At 67.9% G+C, this 19444-nt stretch carries 22 protein-coding genes; 11 read left to right on the forward strand and 11 right to left on the reverse strand.

Annotation, left to right across the window (positions count from 1 at the left end; all coding sequences use genetic code 11):
• Window positions 1-206: MucR family transcriptional regulator (locus D3273_RS23055; RefSeq protein WP_165359627.1), on the reverse strand; the 206-nt coding region annotated here is incomplete at its 3' end.
• A 165-nt stretch (window positions 207-371) separates the two neighbouring features.
• Between D3273_RS23055 and D3273_RS23060 the strand changes: the two genes are divergently transcribed.
• A complete protein-coding gene (locus D3273_RS23060) occupies window positions 372-980 on the forward strand; it encodes a hypothetical protein (RefSeq protein WP_129229249.1) in 609 nt (202 codons plus the stop codon).
• A gap of 45 nt (window positions 981-1025) precedes the next feature.
• On the opposite strand, the gene D3273_RS23065 is transcribed toward D3273_RS23060, so the two are convergent.
• The 5 genes from D3273_RS23065 to D3273_RS23085 form a co-directional block, all read right to left on the reverse strand.
• On the reverse strand, window positions 1026-1907 hold the full coding sequence (locus D3273_RS23065; RefSeq protein ID WP_129229275.1) for a DDE-type integrase/transposase/recombinase: 882 nt from the start codon (window positions 1905-1907) through the stop codon (window positions 1026-1028).
• 42 nt (window positions 1908-1949) lie between these two features.
• On the reverse strand, window positions 1950-2882 hold the full coding sequence (locus D3273_RS23070) for a P63C domain-containing protein (protein ID WP_129229250.1): 933 nt from the start codon (window positions 2880-2882) through the stop codon (window positions 1950-1952).
• A gap of 184 nt (window positions 2883-3066) precedes the next feature.
• Window positions 3067-3324, reverse strand: a complete 258-nt coding sequence (locus D3273_RS23075) for an RNA-binding protein (protein ID WP_129229251.1) — start codon at window positions 3322-3324, stop codon at window positions 3067-3069.
• A complete protein-coding gene (locus tag D3273_RS23080; protein ID WP_129229252.1) occupies window positions 3324-3581 on the reverse strand; it encodes a hypothetical protein in 258 nt (85 codons plus the stop codon). Before D3273_RS23080 ends, D3273_RS23075 begins: the two co-directional genes overlap by 1 nt.
• A 398-nt stretch (window positions 3582-3979) precedes the next feature.
• A complete protein-coding gene (locus D3273_RS23085; RefSeq protein WP_129229253.1) occupies window positions 3980-4369 on the reverse strand; it encodes a hypothetical protein in 390 nt (129 codons plus the stop codon).
• 692 nt (window positions 4370-5061) lie between these two features.
• Here D3273_RS23085 and D3273_RS23090 point away from each other — a divergent pair.
• The 10 genes from D3273_RS23090 to D3273_RS23130 all read left to right on the forward strand — a co-directional run bounded on the left by D3273_RS23090 (window position 5062) and on the right by D3273_RS23130 (window position 14787).
• Window positions 5062-6072: a Zn-dependent oxidoreductase gene (locus tag D3273_RS23090; RefSeq protein WP_245501347.1), complete on the forward strand. Its 1011-nt coding sequence runs from the start codon at window positions 5062-5064 to the stop codon at window positions 6070-6072.
• A gap of 91 nt (window positions 6073-6163) precedes the next feature.
• Window positions 6164-6850, forward strand: coding sequence for a GntR family transcriptional regulator (locus D3273_RS23095; RefSeq protein ID WP_165359628.1), 687 nt, complete (start codon window positions 6164-6166; stop codon window positions 6848-6850).
• Window positions 6851-6875: 25 nt separating this feature from the next.
• Complete coding sequence (uxuA, locus tag D3273_RS23100) at window positions 6876-8075, forward strand: mannonate dehydratase (protein WP_129229256.1); 1200 nt, start codon at window positions 6876-6878, stop codon at window positions 8073-8075.
• A 60-nt stretch (window positions 8076-8135) separates the two neighbouring features.
• Window positions 8136-9227 (forward strand): ABC transporter substrate-binding protein, encoded by a 1092-nt coding sequence (locus D3273_RS23105; RefSeq protein WP_165359629.1) that lies wholly within the window; start codon window positions 8136-8138, stop codon window positions 9225-9227.
• Between the two features lie 68 nt (window positions 9228-9295).
• A complete protein-coding gene (locus D3273_RS23110) occupies window positions 9296-10714 on the forward strand; it encodes a sugar ABC transporter ATP-binding protein (protein ID WP_245501348.1) in 1419 nt (472 codons plus the stop codon).
• A 109-nt stretch (window positions 10715-10823) separates the two neighbouring features.
• Complete coding sequence (locus tag D3273_RS23115; protein ID WP_245501349.1) at window positions 10824-11693, forward strand: ABC transporter permease; 870 nt, start codon at window positions 10824-10826, stop codon at window positions 11691-11693.
• On the forward strand, window positions 11690-12652 hold the full coding sequence (locus D3273_RS23120) for an ABC transporter permease (protein WP_342634283.1): 963 nt from the start codon (window positions 11690-11692) through the stop codon (window positions 12650-12652). The genes D3273_RS23115 and D3273_RS23120 overlap by 4 nt, the downstream gene beginning before the upstream one ends.
• An 8-nt stretch (window positions 12653-12660) precedes the next feature.
• Window positions 12661-13410 (forward strand): cyclase family protein, encoded by a 750-nt coding sequence (locus D3273_RS23125; protein ID WP_165359630.1) that lies wholly within the window; start codon window positions 12661-12663, stop codon window positions 13408-13410.
• Window positions 13411-13573: 163 nt separating this feature from the next.
• Entirely contained in the window at window positions 13574-13741 is a 168-nt protein-coding gene (locus tag D3273_RS28425; protein WP_165359631.1) for a hypothetical protein, read from the forward strand.
• Window positions 13742-13761: 20 nt separating this feature from the next.
• Window positions 13762-14787, forward strand: a complete 1026-nt coding sequence (locus tag D3273_RS23130; RefSeq protein WP_129229260.1) for a ketopantoate reductase family protein — start codon at window positions 13762-13764, stop codon at window positions 14785-14787.
• Window positions 14788-14796: 9 nt separating this feature from the next.
• On the opposite strand, the gene D3273_RS28430 is transcribed toward D3273_RS23130, so the two are convergent.
• Genes D3273_RS28430 through D3273_RS23150 form a run of 5 tightly spaced genes read right to left on the reverse strand, consistent with a single transcriptional unit; the run spans window position 14797 to window position 19390 of the window.
• Window positions 14797-14967 carry a hypothetical protein gene (locus D3273_RS28430; RefSeq protein ID WP_165359632.1) on the reverse strand — a complete coding sequence of 57 codons (171 nt, stop codon included), beginning with the start codon at window positions 14965-14967 and terminating at the stop codon, window positions 14797-14799.
• A gap of 44 nt (window positions 14968-15011) precedes the next feature.
• Complete coding sequence (locus D3273_RS23135; RefSeq protein ID WP_129229261.1) at window positions 15012-16001, reverse strand: Gfo/Idh/MocA family protein; 990 nt, start codon at window positions 15999-16001, stop codon at window positions 15012-15014.
• Window positions 16002-16036: 35 nt separating this feature from the next.
• Window positions 16037-17560 carry an ABC transporter substrate-binding protein gene (locus D3273_RS23140; RefSeq protein ID WP_129229262.1) on the reverse strand — a complete coding sequence of 508 codons (1524 nt, stop codon included), beginning with the start codon at window positions 17558-17560 and terminating at the stop codon, window positions 16037-16039.
• Between the two features lie 22 nt (window positions 17561-17582).
• On the reverse strand, window positions 17583-18449 hold the full coding sequence (locus D3273_RS23145; RefSeq protein WP_207210877.1) for an ABC transporter permease: 867 nt from the start codon (window positions 18447-18449) through the stop codon (window positions 17583-17585).
• Window positions 18446-19390, reverse strand: coding sequence for an ABC transporter permease (locus D3273_RS23150; RefSeq protein WP_129229263.1), 945 nt, complete (start codon window positions 19388-19390; stop codon window positions 18446-18448). Before D3273_RS23150 ends, D3273_RS23145 begins: the two co-directional genes overlap by 4 nt.
• Between the last annotated feature and the right edge of the window lie 54 nt (window positions 19391-19444).

Below are 19444 nucleotides of genomic sequence, written 5' to 3' on the forward strand. Positions count from 1 at the left end.
GTCACCGACTTCTTGATCGACACGGGCGGGACCAGCTTGGCGGCCTCGGGCGCCGCCTCGGGTGCCCCGCCCATGCCGCTCAACGCGGCATGGATCGTCGAGATCAGTTCCGGCAACTCGGCCGCGCGGACATGGTTCTTCGACACATAGGCGGCGACGATCTCTGACGTCATCTCGATCAGGGTGGCGGTTTCGGCTTCGGACATCGGCTTTCTCGCGTGAACACGCGCGACATGCCACCGATGGGCCGAAGGGGTAGTGTCTCAGTTTGAATTTTCTGAGTGGGCTGACAGGTTGTCGCACCCTCGTTGACCCTAACTTCGTAGCGGCGCCTATTCCCTGTAGGGGTGTATCTCGGGTGGGGACGAGGCATGGCCGGGTACGGGTACACGGATTACGGCTATAGCTCCTATGGGTACGGGTACGGCTCGTATGGCTACGGCGGAGGGTATTACGCGATCAGCCCCGGCGCCTATAACGCACCATACATCTATCTTTCCGGGCCAGGTTCTAGCGGATACTACGCAGAATATTCTGGTTCAACGAAATTTATCAATTCAGCATATGAAAACTACTACGGTGGAAGGTCCACCTATGCCGCAACTCTGAGCCCTGAAGGTAATTTTACCCAATCAACTTACAACTATAGCTCGCCATATAGAACTGCATCTGAAATAGAGACCTATGTCTCCCATACGAGCCCTAACGTAGGATCGTACTATGGATACGAATATCACCAGTCGTCGTCCAGCTATCAATCTGTCGACGTTACGACTTACACGAGCGGTGATTACAGGTACTTCAACACAATAAGCTACGACTCGGAATCGTTTTTCGACGGAAGTTCAAGCACCTCGTACTCTGACATGACGCTCACCGAAGAGAACGGTGTGACAGTGCCGGGCTCTAGCCACACCTACAGCGCGAGCAGCTACACTGATCCGTCGGGGTACACCGCCTACCATTCGAGTCAGACATAGGGCTTCAGCGTCAGGCCTACCGCTATCGTAGGCCGAGGAGCGGCCTTAGGCCTCGGCTTTCTCCCGCTTCTGATACGGTCCGCGCTTGCTCGGCTTTGCATCCGCCTGTACCAGGGATGCGAGATCTTCCATGCTCCACAGCCGATCCGAGATCCCCGCCGCCATGGCGGGGGACACCCGGAGCGACTTGTGGACCCGAACGAAGTTGTACCACACCGCATAGAGCGCAACCATGTGGGCGTGGTTCTCGAACTTCTTCGAGAATGCGTTCGTGAGCCGGGTGAACCGGCGCATGTGCATCCGCATCGTGAGGTTCTGGCGCTCGACGTAGGACGTGGAGACGTGGGCCATGTCGGGCTTACCCTCGACCTTCACCTTTTTCGCTCCGGTGCACTCGGCGGGGCTGTAGCGGCCCGCAGGGCCCGGCGCGGCGCCATAGATCTTCACGAGCTGGGCGAAGTCCACGTCACAGCCGAAGGCGCCCTCCACGGCGTCGAGATAGGCACGGTGCCCGTCCGTGGTGAGCTGGACGCGGGTGGCGAGGCGCTTCGCCACATCGTCCATGAACATCATGGCGCACTCGCCGTCCCGGCCGCCGACGAAGTGCGACACGATGAGCTTGCTGTCCGCGTCGATCGCCGTCCACGTCCAGGTGTCGCCGGCTCCGTCCGGCGCGGCCTTCGCCTCGGCGACGTTCTTCGCCTTGGCGTAGGTGAAGGACCAGATCTCGTCGCACTGGACGCGCTTGGCTTTCACGTCCCGCACCGTGTCGTCGTGGAAGGTGGCGCAGGCCTTCCCTGCGTCCACCAGCAGCTTCGACACCGTGTTGATGGACACGTCCGCGAGCCGGGAGACGGAGCGCATGGAAGCTCCCTCGCACAGCATGGCGAGGATCTGAGCGCGCTTGGCGAGAGGGAGCTTGTTCATGCCGAGCATGATATGAACTTTCATGCTTAGCGTCAAGGACATTCAGGTTGGCTTGTTCAGGCGTGCGATTTCTTGGGCGTGAAAGAGGTCGGACTGATCCGGTGGATATGCCTGCTTAAATAGCATTTCAAAGAACTTCCATTGTCCATCAGGGGTCGCTCTAAGCAGCGTAATGGTAGAGTCGATTAACTTTTCGAGGTGAGAATCGCCTATATCTGGGGTAAGAAGACTGAAATGCTTCTTTTTCCGTCTTTTTGTATCAGGATCTGTTGGGTTTTTCACCCTCAATGCATCATGCACGCCAGGAGGCATCCTGTCATAGATCAGTCGATTGGTGAGTTTTCCTATGTATGCAGTACGTTGCGATGACGACGCATCGTAAGGCCAACCCATTACGCGATAGATTTGCTCATAATAGGAAGACGGAAATTTTGTATGATAAGGCCGAAACTCAGGTAACACATATACCTTCAATAACTCTTGCAACGCATTCTGTGCACGTCGCGATTGGTATCCTGTTGCCTCATCAATCAAGGCATCAATGGCAACATCAACTAAGCCATCAAGTATTTTCTTAGCTGCTTCTGCTATTTTTACTTGCGAAGGCCCAAGCTGCCCGCCGGCGTGTGCACGCACCCAAACACCGAGGATTCGGCGTAAAACGTGCCCGGGGATGCCCTCTGCGATGCCGCCGCCTTCTTGTCGATAGCGGACAGGGTTTTTTAGGGCGTGCACCAAGGGCTCGTCCGACAGAATGAACGGCCGCAGGTTTTTGTGCGCGAGATAGAGGGGTATTCGAAGGTCATCATCTTCGGATCTGCGCGTCGACAGAGCCCCACTACGGTAAATACCAAGAACGCGCATAAACTCGGTTCCTGAAATCACGCGAACCGGGTCGCCAGCCACGTCGAGCACGGCACACCTAAATTTACGGCCGACGAAGTCGACTTCGCCCTCATCAAGAGCGTGGTGCACGGGGCCTGCAGCCCTGTTCTGCCACCGCTTCCGCGCACCTTCTTTAGCGATCTCCGACCTCTGCTCCGGGGTCAACTTCTGCGCCCTTGCAGCGCCGCCCTTGCTCTGCCTCGACGGTTCCAAGATGTGCACTCCACAGAAAGCATGGAGGACACTGAAACCCCAATCTCACAACGTAAGCAAGCTATTTCTGGTTTTCATGCTTGCTCCGCGTTCCCCACCGCTTCGCCGCCGCCGCCTTGGCGATCTCTGCTCTCCGCTCGGGCGTCATGCTCCGCGCCCGAGCTGCGCCGCCCTTGGCTCCGAGCGCCTTCGCGGCCGGGTCCTTCCCGTCATCGGCCGGCGCGCCTTCCTCGATTTCGCCCGTGGCGATACGCATGACGTGCACGGCGTTGCTCGTGACGTCTGCGGGGCGCTTCTCGCCCTTAGGTCCGGTGGGCATCAGTTAACCAGTTCTTGCATCAGGCCAAAGAGACTCTCGCGCTGAGGGCTGTCAGAAGACACGAAGGTGCCGAGATCGATCCGGCGTGATCCTGGAACTTGCGCTTCTCCTGGCGCGTGTTGTGACCATTCTTCCAACACGAAAAGCTTGGTGTCCTTGCCATCGCGAGCGAGGAAAAAGGATCGCGTCCAGTCCGGGGATCCCACCCCTCCACCGGTTCTTCTCTCGTTCCAGAATTCAGTTTTCGTGACGGGCATGACCGGTTTCTCCCATGCTTGCCGCTTGGCATCGCACGAGATGGACACTGGCTGATGGCGTGGTCAAGCCCCTCGGATTTCAAACTGAGACACTACCGCCGAAGGCTCAACTCTCGTCATCGACAGCGGACCTGCGCCGGACGGCCGTGACAAGCGATGTGATCGCCCCCGTCGAGGTTAGGACGAATCGTCGGGGGGCGTCCGTCGCTCCCCCCGACGGGCTCGAGGCTGCGCTATTGACCAGGGTCGCCGGCCGCTCGTCGCTCCGGCCGGCCCCGGCGAGGGGCCCGGCGGTCATCCCGGGAAGCCGCAGGCTCCACCCGCTCCGTGCACGCTGCGCCGGAGACCTTCGACGCGGGGAAACGCAGCCCTCGGGAGATCCGATGGGGCGACCGGGTTCACTTCACCTGGATGAGGTAGGTCGCCTCGCGTTCACCTCCCGAAGCGGAGATCACGATCAGCCGAACGCGGTCGACGCCCAGGAACTCCGTCGTCGACTGATAGAACAGCTTCAATCCGGCCACCCGCCTGCCGTTGCACTTCGAACGGATATTGGCCTTCGCGAAGGGCATGAAGTCCCGTGCCTTGTCGGTCGTCACCACCCCGTTGGTCGGCCCCTCGACGAGGCGCACGGTGGGCAGGCCGTCGGACGAGCAGTCCGGGTTCACGCTCGCGAAGAAGTCGATCCGTCGATTCTGGCCTGTCGGGACCGTCCGGACCTGGTCGGCGGCCTGAGCGGAGCCTGAGGCGGCGAGAAGCAGGGCCAGAGACAGCATCACCTTGTGCATGAACGGACACCTCCGACGACATGGGGCTGCATAGCCAACCGGCCCGCGGGCGGCAATGTCGCCCCGGGACGTCGACCGGAGGGACCGACCGGAGTTGGCGAGATGCTGCGGAAGGCGAGAGTGGGCGGGAAGCGGGACGAGCGGCTTGGGATCCGGATCAGGCGGAAGCAGACGTCCGCACCGGCGGCCGCCAAACAGCTTGTTTCGCAGGATTCATCGCGAAACGAATTCCCTTCCGCGACAAATAACCACAAACCGATCTGCCTCGACGAGGGCTCTCCATCGAGCAGCAGCATAATTCAGACCACGAGCGAAGAATACGGATTCATCGCGGATGTAGGCTGACCGCAATATTGGTTGTATCATACCCAATCAGGTAATTTTTGGTTTCAATCAGCACCGTGCAAAGCAAACATCTTGTACACTCCGAGACCGACCCGGTCGAGCACTCACCGTGGATCATCTCCGTCAAGGTGATGGAGAATTGTTGGGTGTTCACCGCGGCTTCCTGACGGGTGTCAGGCTGCGATATGGGCCAGGGTCGCCGGCTGAGCGCGCACAAAGCCCCCTCCCCAGCGAGCTCCCAAAAATCCCGTTCTTCGATGGCCTTGAAGGCTTGCGAGCCGTCGTGAATGATGGGATAGAAAACTAGTCAACAAGTCGTCTAATGGGGGGATGTGGTGGTCGCTATCGTGGTCGACGAACCGAACCGCTTGCGCATCGCCGCGGCGGCACCCATCGACGGACCGTGCCCTGACGAAGTCGTCGTCCGCGTGCTGCGGGGCGGCATCTGCGGATCGGACATCCATATCCTCCACGGCTCGAATCCCTTCGCCCGCTATCCCAGGGTGATCGGCCATGAATTCGCTGGCGTGATCGAGGCCATCGGCTCCGGCGTCCATGGCCTGATCAAGGGGCAGCGTGTCGTCGTCGACCCTGTCGTGGCCTGCGGCCACTGCTACCCGTGCCGGATCGGCCGTCCCAACGTCTGCGGCCATCTCGAAGTGTTCGGCGTCCATCGCGACGGCGGCTTCCGCACGCGCCTCGTCGTGCCAGCAGCGAACTGTATCGCGATCCCGGACGGCGTCTCGACCGAGGTCGCGACCCTCGCCGAGCCCCTGTCGATCGCCGCCAATGTCCTGTCCCGGACCGGCATCGACACGGCAGACACCGTCCTGATCTATGGCGCGGGCACGGTCGGCCTGACGGTGTTGCAGGTCGCGAAGCTTCACGGCGCCAGGTGCATCGTCGCCGATATCGACGCTGCACGCCTCGAGCGGGCTCGGAATTTCGGCGCTGACGTCGCGATCGACTCGTCGCGGGATGACGTGCCCACGCGCGTCGCGACCGAAAACGACGGCCTCGGTCCGAGCGTCGTGATCGACGGGGCCGGCATACCGGCGCTGCTGGCGGAAGCCTGTCGCGTGGCGAGCCCGGCGGGACGCATCGGCATCCTGGGCTTCTCAGCCGCCCCGTGTCCCGTCAGCCAACAGGAGATCGTCCGGAAAGAGCTCGCGCTCTTCGGCTCACGCCTGAACAGGAAGCTCCTGCCGCAGGTGATGGACTGGTTGGCCTCGGGACGGCTCGCGCCCGCCGCGATGATCACCCAGACTTTCGCGGCCCGGGACGCGCGCGACGCGTTCGACCTCGTCGAGCGCCACCCCGAGCGCACCGTCAAGGTTCACCTCGACTTCACCGGCTGATCGGAGCGGCACCGCGATGGTCTGGTCTTCGACCGCGATCCCGACCACCCTGACGGCCCTCCCCTTCTGTGCGCCCCGGCCGGACCCCGACATGCCCCCAGTGACCGCCGCTCGACCCGGCTTGCCGTCCCACCCACCCACGACCCGCGCTATCTACGCGGCCCTGCGGCGGGACATCGTCATGCTGGCCCTCATGCCGGGCGCGAAGCTGTCTGAGAACGAGCTTTCGCTCCGCTTCGGCACGAGCCGCGGTCCCGTCCGTGAGGCGTTGATCAGGCTCGGCGAGGACGGACTGATCGAAGTGCTGCCCCAGCGCGGCAGTTTCGTCGGGCGGCTGTCGCTCCCGGCCATCGAGCGGGCTCGCTTCGTCCGCGAGGCGCTGGAAATCGCCGTGGTGCGCCGCGCCGCCGAGAAGGGCCTGCCGGCCGAGGCCCGGATCCGAGCCGAAGCTTCGCTCTCCGCTCAGGGCGGAGAAGGCGTCGACGCCGAAAGCTTCATCGCGCTCGACGACGGCTTCCACGCCGGTTTTGCCGAAGCCATCGGCCTGGGCGAAGTCTGGGCCGTCATCGAGCGCGAGAAGGCCCAGTTCGATCGCATCCGCTTTCTCAGCCTGCCGGCCGCGACCCCGATCGACGTCATCATCGCCCAGCACCGCTCCATCCTGCGCGCGGTGCTCGACCGCGACCCCGCCGCCGGCGAGGTCGCCGTGCGCGACCACATGGCGGAGGTGCTGAAGATCGTCGACGACCTACCGGGCCGATACCCCCACCTTTTCTGAACTTGGCGCGAGACGGACACACACCATGGAACAGACGTGGCGCTGGTTTGGCCCGCAGGACGGCGTGACCCTGGAGCATGCCCGGCAGGCCGGCGCGACGGGGATCGTCACGGCGCTGCACGACATCCCGTACGGCGTCGTCTGGAGCGTCGAGGCCATCGAAGCGCGGAAAGCCGAGATCGCCCGCAATCCTGCGCTCGGTCTCCATTGGAGCGTCGCCGAGAGCCTGCCGGTGCACGAAGCCATCAAGATCGGTGAAGGCGACCTCGAACCGCTGTTCGAGGCCTATCGGGTTTCGCTGCGCAACCTCGCCGCCTGCGGGGTGACGACAGTCTGCTACAACTTCATGCCCGTGCTCGACTGGGCCCGCACCGAGCTCGTCCATCCGCTGCCGGGCGGTGGCCGTGCCCTGCGCTTCAACGCCCACGAGTTCGCGGCCTTCGACGCCTTCATGCTGGAGCGATCAGGGGCCGAGGCCGACCATCCGCCGGACGTGATGGTGCGCGCCCGCGCGTGGTTCGACCGGAGCACGGCCGCCGATCGAGACGCGCTCCTGGCCACCGTGATGGCAGGCCTGCCAGGCGCATTCGACCGCTACGACATCGCGGGGCTGCGCGGCATGCTGGCGCTCTACCGCGACGTCTCGACAGAGCGCCTGCGCGAGAACCTGGTTCGGTTTCTGCGCGCTGTGATCCCGGCGGCCGAGGAGGCGGGATTGCGGATGGCGATCCATCCCGACGATCCGCCGCGCCCGCTGCTGGGGCTGCCGCGCATCGTGTCCACGGCCGAGGACCTCGCCTTCATCGTCGAGGCTGTGGACTCGGTGGCCAATGGCATCACCCTGTGCAGTGGTTCGCTGGGTGCCAGCCCGCGCAACGACGTCGTGGCCATCGCGCGCCATTTCGCGTCGCGGATCCACTTCGCGCATCTGCGCAACGTGTCGAACGAGCCGGACGGCTCCTTCATGGAGGCCGATCACCTCGATGGCGATACCGACATGATCGCACTCGTCGAGGTGCTGCTCGACGAGCAGGCGAAGCGGCGCGACGCCGGGGAGCCGCGGTGGCGCATCCCGATGCGGCCCGACCACGGCCACGAACTGCTCGGCGACGTCGGCCAGACGGGACACCACCCGGGCTACTCGGCGACGGGGCGCCTGAAGGGCTTGGCGGAACTCCGCGGCGTGATGAGGACGCTGTCGCGCACGCGCGGAGTGCCGCTCTGAAAGACCCCGACCGCAAAGAATGCGGCGGGCGAAGAAAACGCATCACGGAGGAACGACACCATGAAGAACGGATACATCACGATGAGATCCACGACCTTCGGCGCACTCCTGCTCGCCGGCACCGTACTGACGTCCGTCGGCGCCCAAGCGGCCGACGGGATCGCGAAGGGCGACACAAGCGGCAAGACGATCGCCTTCAGCAACTCCTACGCGGGCAACTCCTTCCGTCAGGTCATGATTAGAAGCTTCGAGGAAACCGGAGCCCAGGCCGCCAAGGACCATCTGATCAAGTCGACGGCGGTCGTCAGTGCCAACAATTCGGTCACCGAGCAGGCGTCCCAGATCCAGAACCTCATCCTCCAGGGATACAGCGCCATCGTGGTGCTGGCAGGGTCGGACACGGCGCTCAACGGCGTCGTCAAGGACGCCTGCGACGCCGGCATCGTTGTCGTGGCCTTCGCCAGCGGCGTGACCGAGCCCTGCGCCTACCGCGTCGACTACGACCTCGACAGCTACGGCAAGGCCGAACTCGACTACCTCGCGGGCCGTCTCGGCCAGGGCCCCGAGAACCTGCTCGAGATCCGGGGCGCCGCGGGCGACGGTTTTGACAAGCGTCTCCACGCCGGCGTCGAGAAGGCCATGAAGGACCACCCGACGTTCAAGATCGTCAATGAGGTCTACGGGGCCTGGACCTCCACGGTGGCCCAGAAGGAGGTGTCGGGGGTGCTGCCGTCGCTGCCCAAGATCGACGGCGTGCTGACGCAAGGCGGCGACGGCTACGGCGCCGCCATGGCGTTCGAGGGCGCTGGGCGGCCTCTCCCCATCATCGTCATGGGCAACCGTCAGGACGAACTGGCGCTGTGGAAGAAGCAGCATCAATCCAACGGCTACGAGACGATGTCGCTCGGCGCGACCCCGAGCGTGTCGCAGGTCGCCTTCTGGGTGGCGCAGCAGATCCTGGCCGGCAAGCAGGTCCCGAAATTCGTCGAGGTGCCGCTGTTGCGCATCGACCAGGGAGACCTCGACGCCTGGCTTGCCAAGGTGCCCGAGGGCGGCGTCGTCAACGCAACCTACGACCAGCCGTTGGTGGCCGACATCATCGACGCCAACGTCGATCACAAGCCGCTGCCCGGCGTTCCGGCCCCGAAATGATCGCGACTGCCCCTCCCTCGACCGCGGAGTCCACCCGGACGGCGATTTCCAGGCGGCCCTTTCTCGCGGTGCGTGACGCGCGCAAGCATTACGGCGCCGTCCAGGCACTGCGGGGTGTCGATTTCGCAATCGCGCCCGGCGAGGTGGTGGGCCTCGTCGGCCATAACGGCGCCGGCAAGTCGACGCTGATGAATGTGCTGGCCGGCACGGTGCAGCGCACGAGCGGCGACTTCTCGGTGGGGGAGACCGCCATCGATGCCTGGAGCCCCCACCGCGCGCAGGGGCGGGGCCTGCGCTGCGTGTTTCAGGAGCTGTCGCTCTGCGGCAACCTCACGCTCGCGGAGAACACCCGCGTGATGCACCGCGCGCTGCGGGGCTTCGGCTGGCGACGCCGGGCCGGGGATGCGATCCGCCGGACGCTCGACGCCATCTTCCCGGGCCACGGCATCCCGGTCGGAGCCCGTGTGGCCGATCTGCCGATCGGGGCACGGCAGATGGCCGAGATCGCGAGGGCCTTCAGCGTCACAGACGAGCCGGTGCGCTGCGTCATCCTCGACGAACCGACCTCGGCCCTCGGCCACGAGGCCGCCGAGCAGCTTCTGGCCTACATCCGCAAGGCTGCGTCGGAGGGCGTCGCCTGCATTCTGATCACTCACCGTCTCGACGAGATCATGGCGGTCTGCGACAGGGCCGTCGTGATGGTGGACGGCCAGGTGACGGCCGAGCGGCCGATCCATGGCCTGACCCGGGCGGCCCTCGTCGGCCTGATGGGGACCATCGAGGCGCAGCACGACCGCAGCCGAGAACCGACGGCGGCCCCGTCCGGGGCGGCCCTCGTCGTCGACGATCCGGGGCGGGGTCCTGGAGACCTTCCGATCCGGGCCATGGCCGGCGACATCGTCGGCTTCGCGGGGCTCGACGGCCACGGGCAGCGGGAGCGCTTGCGGGCCCTCTATGCCGGGGGGCGGCGCGGGCCCCGGCCGGTGGCCTATGTGGCGGGAGACCGCGGCACGGAGGGTGTCTTCGCGCTCTGGTCGATCGCCGACAACCTCACGATCCGCAGCCTCGACTCCCTGCGCCGCGGTGGCTTCCTGTCGCCGAAGGCCGAGGCCGAGTTGGCCCGGACCTGGGCGGAGCGCCTCAAGGTGAAGGCGCCTTCCGTCGACACGCCCATCCTCAGCCTCAGCGGCGGGAACCAGCAGAAGGTGCTCTTCGCCCGGGCGCTGGCCTCCGACGCTGAAGTCATCTTCCTCGACGACCCGATGCGGGGCGTCGACGTCAACACCAAGCAGGACGTGTACCGCTTGATCCGGAGTGAGGCCGCCAAGGGCCGATGCTTCATTTGGTACACCACCGAACTTGAGGAACTGAACAATTGCGAGCGCCTTTACGTGTTCCGCGAAGGCCGCGCCGCCACGATGCTGTCGGGCGCCGAGATCGGGCCGTCCCGGGTCCTCGAAGCCTCGTTCGGAGGCGGCCATGACTGACGCGACGACGACGGACGCCGTGCTGGCGGCGCGGCGGCTCGGGTTGGCGCGCCGGCCCTGGCTGCGCGACGCCTTGGGCGTCGGCCTGCCGGCCGTGGCCCTCGCCGCGATGCTGGCCGTGATCATGCACATCCGCCCGACGGCCATGAGCTACTTCGGCTTCACGCTGCTGTTCAAGCTCGCGACGCCGCTCGTCTTCGCGGCCCTGTCGCAGATGCTGGTCATCACGCTGGGCGACATCGATCTGTCGAACGGCAGCTTCGTGGGCCTGGTCACCTGCGTGACGGCGCTGTTCCTCGCCGACGCCCCGGTTGAGGCGTTGTTGCTCTACGTCCTCGCCGTCGCCGCTTACGCGGCGTTCGGGCTGCTCATCCACGTGCAGCGACTTCCCTCCATCATCGTCACGCTCGGCATGTCGTTCATCTGGCTCGGGCTGGCGGTGATCCTGCTGCCCTCGCCGGGCGGAGCCGCGCCAGCCTGGCTCAACGCCTTCATGAACTGGCGACCGCCGCTCCTGCCGCTGCCGATCTGGATCGCGCTGCTGGCAGCGTTGGCGGGCCACCTCGTCGTCACCCACTCGTCCTACGGGGCCGTGCTGCGCGGCGCCGGTGCGAACCCCCGCGCAGTGGAGCGGGCCGGCTGGTCGCTCCTCGGCATCCGGGCGGCCGTCTACGCGGCAGCGGGCTCGTTGGCGGTGCTGAGCGGCCTGGCCCTGACCGGCCTCACGACATCGGGCGACGCCAACATCGCCCCATCCTACACGCTGCTCGGCGTCGGCGCCGTGATCCTGGGCGGCGGCTCCTTCACGGGCGGAGCGGTGTCGCCCGTCGGCACCGTGGTGGGCGCCCTCACCCTCTCGCTGGCGGGCTCACTGCTGAGCTTCCTCCAGGTGCCGCCCACCTGGCAGATCGGGGCGCAGGGCGTTATCCTCTTCCTGGTGCTGGCCGGGCGTATCCTCGTCGCGGAGAAGACCCCTTGAGCCAGCGTTTCTTCCGCCTGCCGTCGGTCCGACCATCCCTGGCGCCCTGGACCTACGGCTTCATCGTCGCCTTGGCGATGTGGATCGCCACCACGGCCTACGCGGGCCTCGGTAGCGCGGGTGCGACGGTGGCGTCGGCCCTCGCCTTCGGGGCCTTCAGCGTCGTCGTGGGCACCGGCCAGATGCTAGTGGTCGCTTCGGGGCCCGGCAACATCGACCTGTCCGTGCCTTCCGTGCTGACGCTCGCGGCCTATGCGTCCATGACGGTCATGCACGGCAGCGACGGGCTGATCCTGCCGGGTCTCGCCGCCGCGCTCGCCCTGGGGGCCGGGGCGGGCGCCCTCAACTACCTCGCCATCACGGCGCTGCGCCTGCCGCCCATCATCGCCACGCTGGCCTGGAGCTTCGTCTTCCAGTCGCTCGCCTTCAACTTCGGGGGTGAGGCCACCCTGAAACCGCCAGCGGCTCTGGCGGGCTTCACGGCGCTGCAGGTCGGCGGCCTGCGGGTCATGCCGCTCGCCGTGATGGCGCTCACGCTCGTCGCCGCGCTGGCATTGCGGCGGACGCTCTTCGGCCGTCGGCTGCTGGCCACCGGGCAAAGCGAGCGCGCCGCGGACCTCGCAGGCGTCCGGGTGGGGCGGGTTCGCCTCCTCGCCTACATGCTCTGTGGCGCCGCCGCGGCCCTGACAGGCTTTCTGCTGTCCGGCTTCACGGGTGGTGCTGCGCTCAACATGGGCGACGCCTACCTGTTGGAGTCGATCGCCGTTGTGGTCCTGGGCGGCACGAGCGTGGCGGGGGGGCAGGCCAATGCGGTGGGGATCTGGGGCGCAGCTCTGTTCTTCAACCTGATGGGCACGATGCTGAACACCTTCCACCTCCAGGCGGGCGTGCGCTTCCTGCTGACCGGCACTCTGATCATTCTGATCGTCGCCATAGTGCCGCGCCCGCGCGCCGCATGAGCCCTGCCGTGGCACTTCCGAAAGACCGGCCCGAGCCGGTCGACCTCCTCCTCGACGCCGTCGAGCGTTCGGACCTCGTCGATCTCACCCACCCGCTCGTCGGGGGCCTGCCGGTCTGGCCCGGCCATCCGGAGTTTTGCCAGACAGCCCTGGCATCGCTCGAGCGGGGCGATGCGAGCTGCTACCACGCGCTGTCGCTGGGCGAGCACACGGGTACGCATTTCGACGCCCCCTCCCATTTCGTGCGGGGCGGCCGATCGATCGCGGACGCGCCGCTCGGGCGCTGCTTCGGCCGCATGGTCACGATTTCCGCCGTAGATGCCGCACCGGCCACCGCCGTCGGGCTCGACCCGATCCTCGATTGGGAAGCTCGGAACGGACGCATCGCGGCCGGTGACGCCGTATTCTTCCATTTCGGCTGGGACCGGCACTGGGATGCTGATCCGGCGGCATTCCTGACCGGCTGGCCGGGCCTGTCGGGTGCCGCCGCCGAATTCCTGGTGGCGCGCCGCGCCCGGATCGTCGGGTCGGACTGCCTGTCGATCGACGCTTTCGGCAGCCTGAACTTCCCGGCCCACCTCGCCCTCCTCGGCGCCGATATCCTGATCGGCGAGAACTTCGCCCGCCTCGGGACCCTGCCGCCGATCTGCTCGCTGGCGGCGCTGCCCCTGCCCATCGTCGATGGCTCCGGCTCCCCGCTGCGCGCCATCGCCTTCGTGCCGAGATCGGCTCCGAGCCCGTCGTCCCAGGAACCGTGATATGACCGAAACCTTTCCCACAACGGCGCGACGCTGAAGCCGGTGTTGACCCGCTTCGCGGACTTGGGGGATCCCGAGCTCGGTCGCCAGCCATGCCTCCTGGATGGAGAACTTCCCATGGACGCGGCTCCCGGGCGTCAGGCAGCCGAGGGAACACAAGGTCATGGTGGACTTCGATCGCATGCGGGTGCGCGACCCTGCCGGCGTGCGCGAACTGCTCGGTGACGGCAACTTCGGCGGGCTCTACGAAAGGCCCGACGCCGACATGCTGGCGCTGTGGGCGGTGGGCGTCGACGAGACGCGCGCGGCGCTCGAAGGGCCCTGGTCGTGAGCGGAACGGGCGACCCGAACATGGTCGTGAGCGGGGCCGCGCACAACCCCGTCCTGATCTGGGGTGCGGGTGCGATCGGCGGCGCGCTCGGCGCCGCCTTCGTCCGGGCCGGCGAGGAGGTCGTCTTCGTCGACGCCGCCCTCGACCACGTCGTGGCGATGCGCGAGGACGGCCTCGAGATCACCGGCCCGATCGCGCCGGGCCGCGTGCGGGTGCGGGCCTTCGCACCGGAGGAGCTTCGAGGGACTTTCCGGCGCTGCGTGCTCGCCGTCAAGGCGCACCACACCGCCGGGGCGATCGAGGCCCTGGCGCCCCACGTCGCCGCGGACGGATTCGTCGTGTCGGCGCAGAACGGGCTCAACGAGGAGGTCATCGCGGCGAGGGTCGGCCGGGCGCGCACGGTCGGGTGCTTCGTCAACTTCGGCGCCGACTACCTCGGCCCCGGCACCGTGCTCTACGGCGGCCGCGCCGCCGTGGTGGTGGGCGAGCTCGACGGGGCCGAGACGGCGCGCATCCGCGAGGTCCACGCCCTGTTCCGGCACTTCGACGAGCGCGCGGTGCTGACGCCCAACATCTTCGGCTACCTGTGGGCCAAGTTGATCTACGGCGCGCTGCTGTTCGCCACCGCCCTGACCGACGATTCCATCGCCGACGTGCTCGCGGCGCCCGAGCACCGGGCCGTCCTGACCGCGCTCGCCCGCGAGGTCGGCACGGTGTCGCGCGCCGAGGGCGTGCGGCTCGAAGGCTTCGACGGCTTCGACCCCGACGCCTTCCTGCCGGATGCACCGGACGAGCGCACGGCGCGCTCCTTCGACGACATGGTGGCGCACAACCGCCGCTCGCTGAAGACGCATTCCGGCATCTGGCGCGACCTCGCGGTGAGAAAGCGCCGCACGGAGGTGGACGCCCAGCTCGGCCCCGTGGTCGAGGCCGGGCGCCGGCGCGGCGTGCCGACGCCGCTCACCTCCGCGGTGCTGGAGCGCATCCACGATGTCGAGGAAGGGCGCCGCCCGCTCGCCCGCGCGAACCTCGACGGCTTTGCGTGAGGCAGTCCCCTACGCCGCCCCCGCCGCGCTGCCCTCGAAGGCGCGCAGGAAGGTGCGGAGATAGTTTCCCAACGACGGGCCGAGATAGCCGCCCTCCTGCACGAGCAGCGTCGGCAGCACGGCTGGCTCGGCCTCTGGCCAGTGCGGGGCCACGCGGGGCCACGCGGGGCGGCAGATCATGCCGCCCCGCGGCTCCCGAAGGCCGCATCGCGGGCCTCGCATCATCAGCACGCCAGAATGGCTTCCACGACCTCCTGCACGTCGAGCGCCTCCGGGAAGGTGGCGAGGTGGTGCGGCTCGCCGCGCGCCATGCGGGCGACCCCGTCGAGCTGCCGCTGCAGCGCGACGATGCGCGCCCGCTCGTTCGGCATCGCGTTGGGCGCGGGCTCGAAGGTACCGTCGGCGCGGCGGCGCTCCGGAACCGACCAGTCCCGCAGGCGCACGGCGCCGGCGTCGCCTTCCAGCGTCCAGGTATTGTGGTCGTCCTTCGCGGTTTCGCCCACCCGGCCGGTCAGCGTCACCGGGACCCCGCCCGCCCGGAAGCGCGCGTCGACGGCCCGCTCGGACCGGCCGGCCTCCGGAAAGCGCGCCGCGCCGCGCAGTTCATCGAAGGGGCCGAGCAGGCGCCGGGCCAGGAACAGGAAGTGCGACACCACCTCGCGCGTGAAGCCGCCCTCGGCGCGGGCGTCGAGCCACGCGGCCGCGTCGACCTGCCAGGGGCGCGGCCAGGCGGCGAACCCGACCTCGATCGCGAGCCGGCGCGGCGTCCCGACCGCGCCCTCGGCGATGGAGCGCTGCAGGGTCGCCACGCCGGGCGAGGACGCGAAGGGGAAATTCACCGCGCCGGCGGTTCCGGCTTCGACCGCGAAGGCGCGGGCCTCGGCGAGGTCCACCGCGAGCGGCTTTTCGCAGAACACGCTGCGCCCGGCCGCGAGCGCCATGCGGGCGTGGCCGATGTGCGAGGCGGGCGGCGAGGCGACGTAGACGCACTCGCTCGACGACACCACGAACGCCGCGTCCGCTGCCCGCGGCACCCTCGGATGGGCCGCCCCGGCGCGCTCCAGCGCCGCCGGATCAGGATCCCACAGCGCCGCGACACGGACCGGCGCGCCCTGCCCCGGCACGGTCAGGGCCTGTATGGCGTCGAGCATCCTGCGTCCCATGACGCCCGCGCCGATGATGCCCAGTGCGACCGGCTGTTCCCGTGGTTCCATCGTTCCAATCCTTTGCACGCCCTCGGACGCGCCTGTCAGCGGAGATGCGCGAACTGCAGTTCCAGCGCGCCATCCGGATACTGCTGCCAATCCAGCGACGCCGACGACGCCTGGATCGTGGACGGGAAGGTCAGGAACAGCATCGGATCGTCCGCCCTCACCTGTGCCTCGGCCTGATGGTAAAGCGCAGCGCGCCGCTCGGGGACGGCCTCGGCCCGCGCCCCTTCGAGCAGCTCGGTCGTGCGGTCGCTGTTGTAGCCGGCGAAGTTGTTGGGTCCATTCTTCGTCAGGTAATTGTACGTGTCGCCGTCGGGGTCGGGCCGGCCCGACCAGGGCGACATGCACAGATCGAAGTCGTGCCCGCGCAGCACAGAGATGAGGCTGGTGGCGTCGACCTGCTTCACCCGGACCGCGAAGCCGGCGGCATCGGCCATGGCTTGCAGGATTTCGGCCGTGCGGACCTGGGCGGGCGAGTTCGTCACCGTGATGGTCACCGCCAGAGGCGACGAGTGGCCGGCCTCCGCGAGCAGGGCCTTGGCGCCTCGGGGGTCGGGCTTCGGCGGCTTGAAATCCCCGTCGTGAGCCCAGGCGATCGAGGGCGGGATGGGCCCGTAGGCCGGCACGCCCGTGCCGAAATACACGGCTTTCTGGACCGTGGCGGGGTCGACGGCCATCGCGAAGGCTCGCCGCACCCGCAGGTCGTCGAAGGGCGGCTTGGCGATGTTGAAAGAGAAGGCGTTGAAGCCGAGGCCGTCTCTCTCCTTGACGGCCAGCGCGGGGTCGCGGCGGAGCTGCGCGACGGCCTGCGGCGGCACGGCATCGACGAGCCCCACGGTGCCGGCGCGCAGGTTGGTCATCCGCACGGTCTCGTCCGCCATGGGCCGGAACACCAACCGTTCGATCGGGGCGGGCCCGCGCCAGTAGCCGGGGAAGCGCTCCAGCACGAGTTCCGCGTTCTTGGTCCAGCTCACGAGCCGGTAGGGGCCGGCACCCACCGCGCGGGTCGCGAAGTCGGGACCGAGCGCCTTCACGGCCGCCGGCGACACCAGCATGCCGGCGCGGTTGGCCAGCACGGAGGGCAGCGGCGCGTAAGGGGCCTTCAGCCGGATCGTAAAGGTGAGCGGGCCGGTGACCTCGACGGAGGCGACGGGGCCGAGCTCGCTGCGGCGGGGGGAGCCCGTCGCCGGGTCCAGCATGCGGTCGAAGTTCGCCTTGGCGGCGGCGGCGTCGATCGGCGTTCCGTCCTGGAAGGTCAGGTCCGGCTTCAGCGTGAAACGGTAGGTCAGCGGGTCCGGCGCTTCGAAGCTCGCGAGCCCCGGCTCGACCTTGAGGTCCGGCGTGAGGTGGAGCAGAGGCTCGTGGAGATTGTACTGGACGGCGAGCTCGAAGAACGAGGCCATGCCGACCGGATCCAGCGTCACGGGATCTGAAGCCACGCCGACCGACAGGCTCCCGCTCGTCGCCGGCGCGGCGACGAGGGGCGAGGGCGCGGCTACCGCGAGGGCGGCCGCGACGGCGAGGGCCGCGGCCGGCCCGCGGTGCGCGATGGGTCGAAACATGGTCGGGCCTTTCTCGACGGCGTCACGCCGCGTCACGGGGATCGAGGCGGTCGCGCAGGCCGTCGCCCAGGAGATTGAAGCCCAGCACAGCGGCGAAGATGGCGGCGCCGGGGAACCACGCGAGCCAGGGCGCCTGGTCGAGGAAGCCGATGGCCTCGCGCAGCATGCTGCCCCAGGTCGGGGTCGGCGGCTGCACGCCCAAGCCCAGGAACGACAGGTAGGACTCGGTGATGATCGCCGAGGCGAAGAGCAGCGACGCCTGGACGACCAGGGGCGCCATGACGTTGGGCAGCACGGTGCGCAGCAGGATGGTGCCCGGGCCGTAGCCGAAGCCGCGCTGGGCGACGACGAAGTCGAGTTCGCGCACCAGAAGCGTCTGGGCGCGGGCGATGCGGGCGAAGACCGGAACGTTGACCACCGCGATCGCCAGCACCGCATCTGGCAGGCTCGGGCCGAGCACGGCCGAGATCACCAGGGCGAGCAGGATGCTCGGGAAGGCGAAGAGCACGTCCATGGTCCGCATGATCAGGGCTTCCGTCCAGCGCCCGGCGTAGCCGGCGACGAGGCCCGCCAGCGTGCCGACAGCGAGCGCGCCGGCGACGCTGAAGAGCCCCACCTGGACCGAGGCCCGCGCGCCGAAGACGACGCGCGACAGCACGTCCCGGCCGAGGTCGTCGGTGCCGAAAAGATGCGCCGCGGAGGGCGGCGCCATGAGGGCGAGGAAGTCGGGCGCGTCGGGGTCCGCGGGGGCGAGCAGCGGCGCAGCGATGGCCGCGAGCGCCACAGCCGCCACGATCGCCAGGCCCGCCGCGGCGCGGGGGTCGCGCAGGAGGCCGCCGGGCAGCCCGGGCCGGCGCGGCGATGCGGCATCGACCCCGACGGCGCTCACGCGAAACGGATCCGTGGGTCGAGCACCGCGTAGACGACGTCGGTCGCGAGGTTGACCAGCACGAACAGCGTCGCGGTGAGCAGCACGGCTCCTTGGATCACCGGATAGTCGCGCGCGAAGATGGCGTCGACGGTCAGTTTGCCGATGCCCGGCCATGAGAACACCGTCTCGGTCACGACGACGCCACCGAGCAGCTGGCCCACCTGGATGCCGAGCAGCGTGACGATCGGGATACGGGCGTTGCGGAACGCGTGGCGCCAAACCACGCTGCGCAGCGGCAGGCCCTTGGCCCGGGCCGTGCGGACGTAGTCGGCCCGCAGCACTTCCAGCATGGCGGCGCGCGTCATGCGCATGGTGGCGGCGGCTAGCGCCGCCCCGAGCGTCAGGGCCGGCAGGACGAGGTGGAGAAGGCAACCTCCCGGATCTGCGAGCGGCGACGCGTAGCCCGAAGCGGGCAGCACCGGCAGGACGACCGAGAAGGCCAGGATCAGCAGGAGGCCGAGCCAGAAACTCGGCATCGACAGGCCGCACAGCGCGGCGAGCGAAGCGGCGACGTCGGCCGCCGTGTTGCGGCGCGTGGCCGCCACGACGCCGGCCGGCACCGCGATGACGAGAGACACGAGGAGCGCTGCTGCGGCGAGAAGCGCGGTCGGCGCCAGGGCGCCCCCGAGCAGCGGCAGCACGGCGCGCCCGCCCTGGATCGAGCGGCCGAAGTCGCCCGTGAGGACGTGCCCGAGCCAGGCCGCGTATTGCATCGGGAGGGGCTGGTCGAGCGACAGGTTGCGCCGCAGGGCCGACAGGGCGGCATCGTCGGCGTCGAGGCCGAGCAGGGCTACGGCCGGGTCGCCCGGCACCATCCGGATCAGGAGGAAGGACACCAGCGACGTGCCGAACAGGATCGGCAGAAGGCCGAAGAGGCGGCCGAGAAGAAAGCGTCCCATCCGTGCCTGGACGTCCTTGAACCGGTTCAATGGACGCGATACTCCGACCCGCGC

Origin of the sequence: Lichenibacterium minor (genome assembly GCF_004137685.1) — a bacterium.
GTDB classification, from domain to species: Bacteria; Pseudomonadota; Alphaproteobacteria; order Rhizobiales; family Beijerinckiaceae; genus Lichenihabitans; species Lichenihabitans minor.

What these genes read in the sequence shown, in the direction of transcription:
- D3273_RS23060 (WP_129229249.1), top strand. Translation starts at nt 372, where the DNA reads ATGGCCGGGTACGGGTACACGGATTACGGCTATAGCTCCTATGGGTAC.
- D3273_RS23065 (WP_129229275.1), bottom strand. Translation starts at nt 1,907, where the DNA reads ATGAACAAGCTCCCTCTCGCCAAGCGCGCTCAGATCCTCGCCATGCTG.
- D3273_RS23075 (WP_129229251.1), bottom strand. Translation starts at nt 3,324, where the DNA reads ATGCCCACCGGACCTAAGGGCGAGAAGCGCCCCGCAGACGTCACGAGC.
- D3273_RS23080 (WP_129229252.1), bottom strand. Translation starts at nt 3,581, where the DNA reads ATGCCCGTCACGAAAACTGAATTCTGGAACGAGAGAAGAACCGGTGGA.
- D3273_RS23085 (WP_129229253.1), bottom strand. Translation starts at nt 4,369, where the DNA reads ATGCACAAGGTGATGCTGTCTCTGGCCCTGCTTCTCGCCGCCTCAGGC.
- D3273_RS23095 (WP_165359628.1), top strand. Translation starts at nt 6,164, where the DNA reads ATGCCCCCAGTGACCGCCGCTCGACCCGGCTTGCCGTCCCACCCACCC.
- uxuA (WP_129229256.1), top strand. Translation starts at nt 6,876, where the DNA reads ATGGAACAGACGTGGCGCTGGTTTGGCCCGCAGGACGGCGTGACCCTG.
- D3273_RS23105 (WP_165359629.1), top strand. Translation starts at nt 8,136, where the DNA reads ATGAAGAACGGATACATCACGATGAGATCCACGACCTTCGGCGCACTC.
- D3273_RS23115 (WP_245501349.1), top strand. Translation starts at nt 10,824, where the DNA reads ATGCTGGCCGTGATCATGCACATCCGCCCGACGGCCATGAGCTACTTC.
- D3273_RS28425 (WP_165359631.1), top strand. Translation starts at nt 13,574, where the DNA reads ATGGTGGACTTCGATCGCATGCGGGTGCGCGACCCTGCCGGCGTGCGC.
- D3273_RS23130 (WP_129229260.1), top strand. Translation starts at nt 13,762, where the DNA reads ATGGTCGTGAGCGGGGCCGCGCACAACCCCGTCCTGATCTGGGGTGCG.
- D3273_RS28430 (WP_165359632.1), bottom strand. Translation starts at nt 14,967, where the DNA reads ATGATCTGCCGCCCCGCGTGGCCCCGCGTGGCCCCGCACTGGCCAGAG.
- D3273_RS23135 (WP_129229261.1), bottom strand. Translation starts at nt 16,001, where the DNA reads ATGGAACCACGGGAACAGCCGGTCGCACTGGGCATCATCGGCGCGGGC.
- D3273_RS23140 (WP_129229262.1), bottom strand. Translation starts at nt 17,560, where the DNA reads ATGTTTCGACCCATCGCGCACCGCGGGCCGGCCGCGGCCCTCGCCGTC.
- D3273_RS23150 (WP_129229263.1), bottom strand. Translation starts at nt 19,390, where the DNA reads ATGGGACGCTTTCTTCTCGGCCGCCTCTTCGGCCTTCTGCCGATCCTG.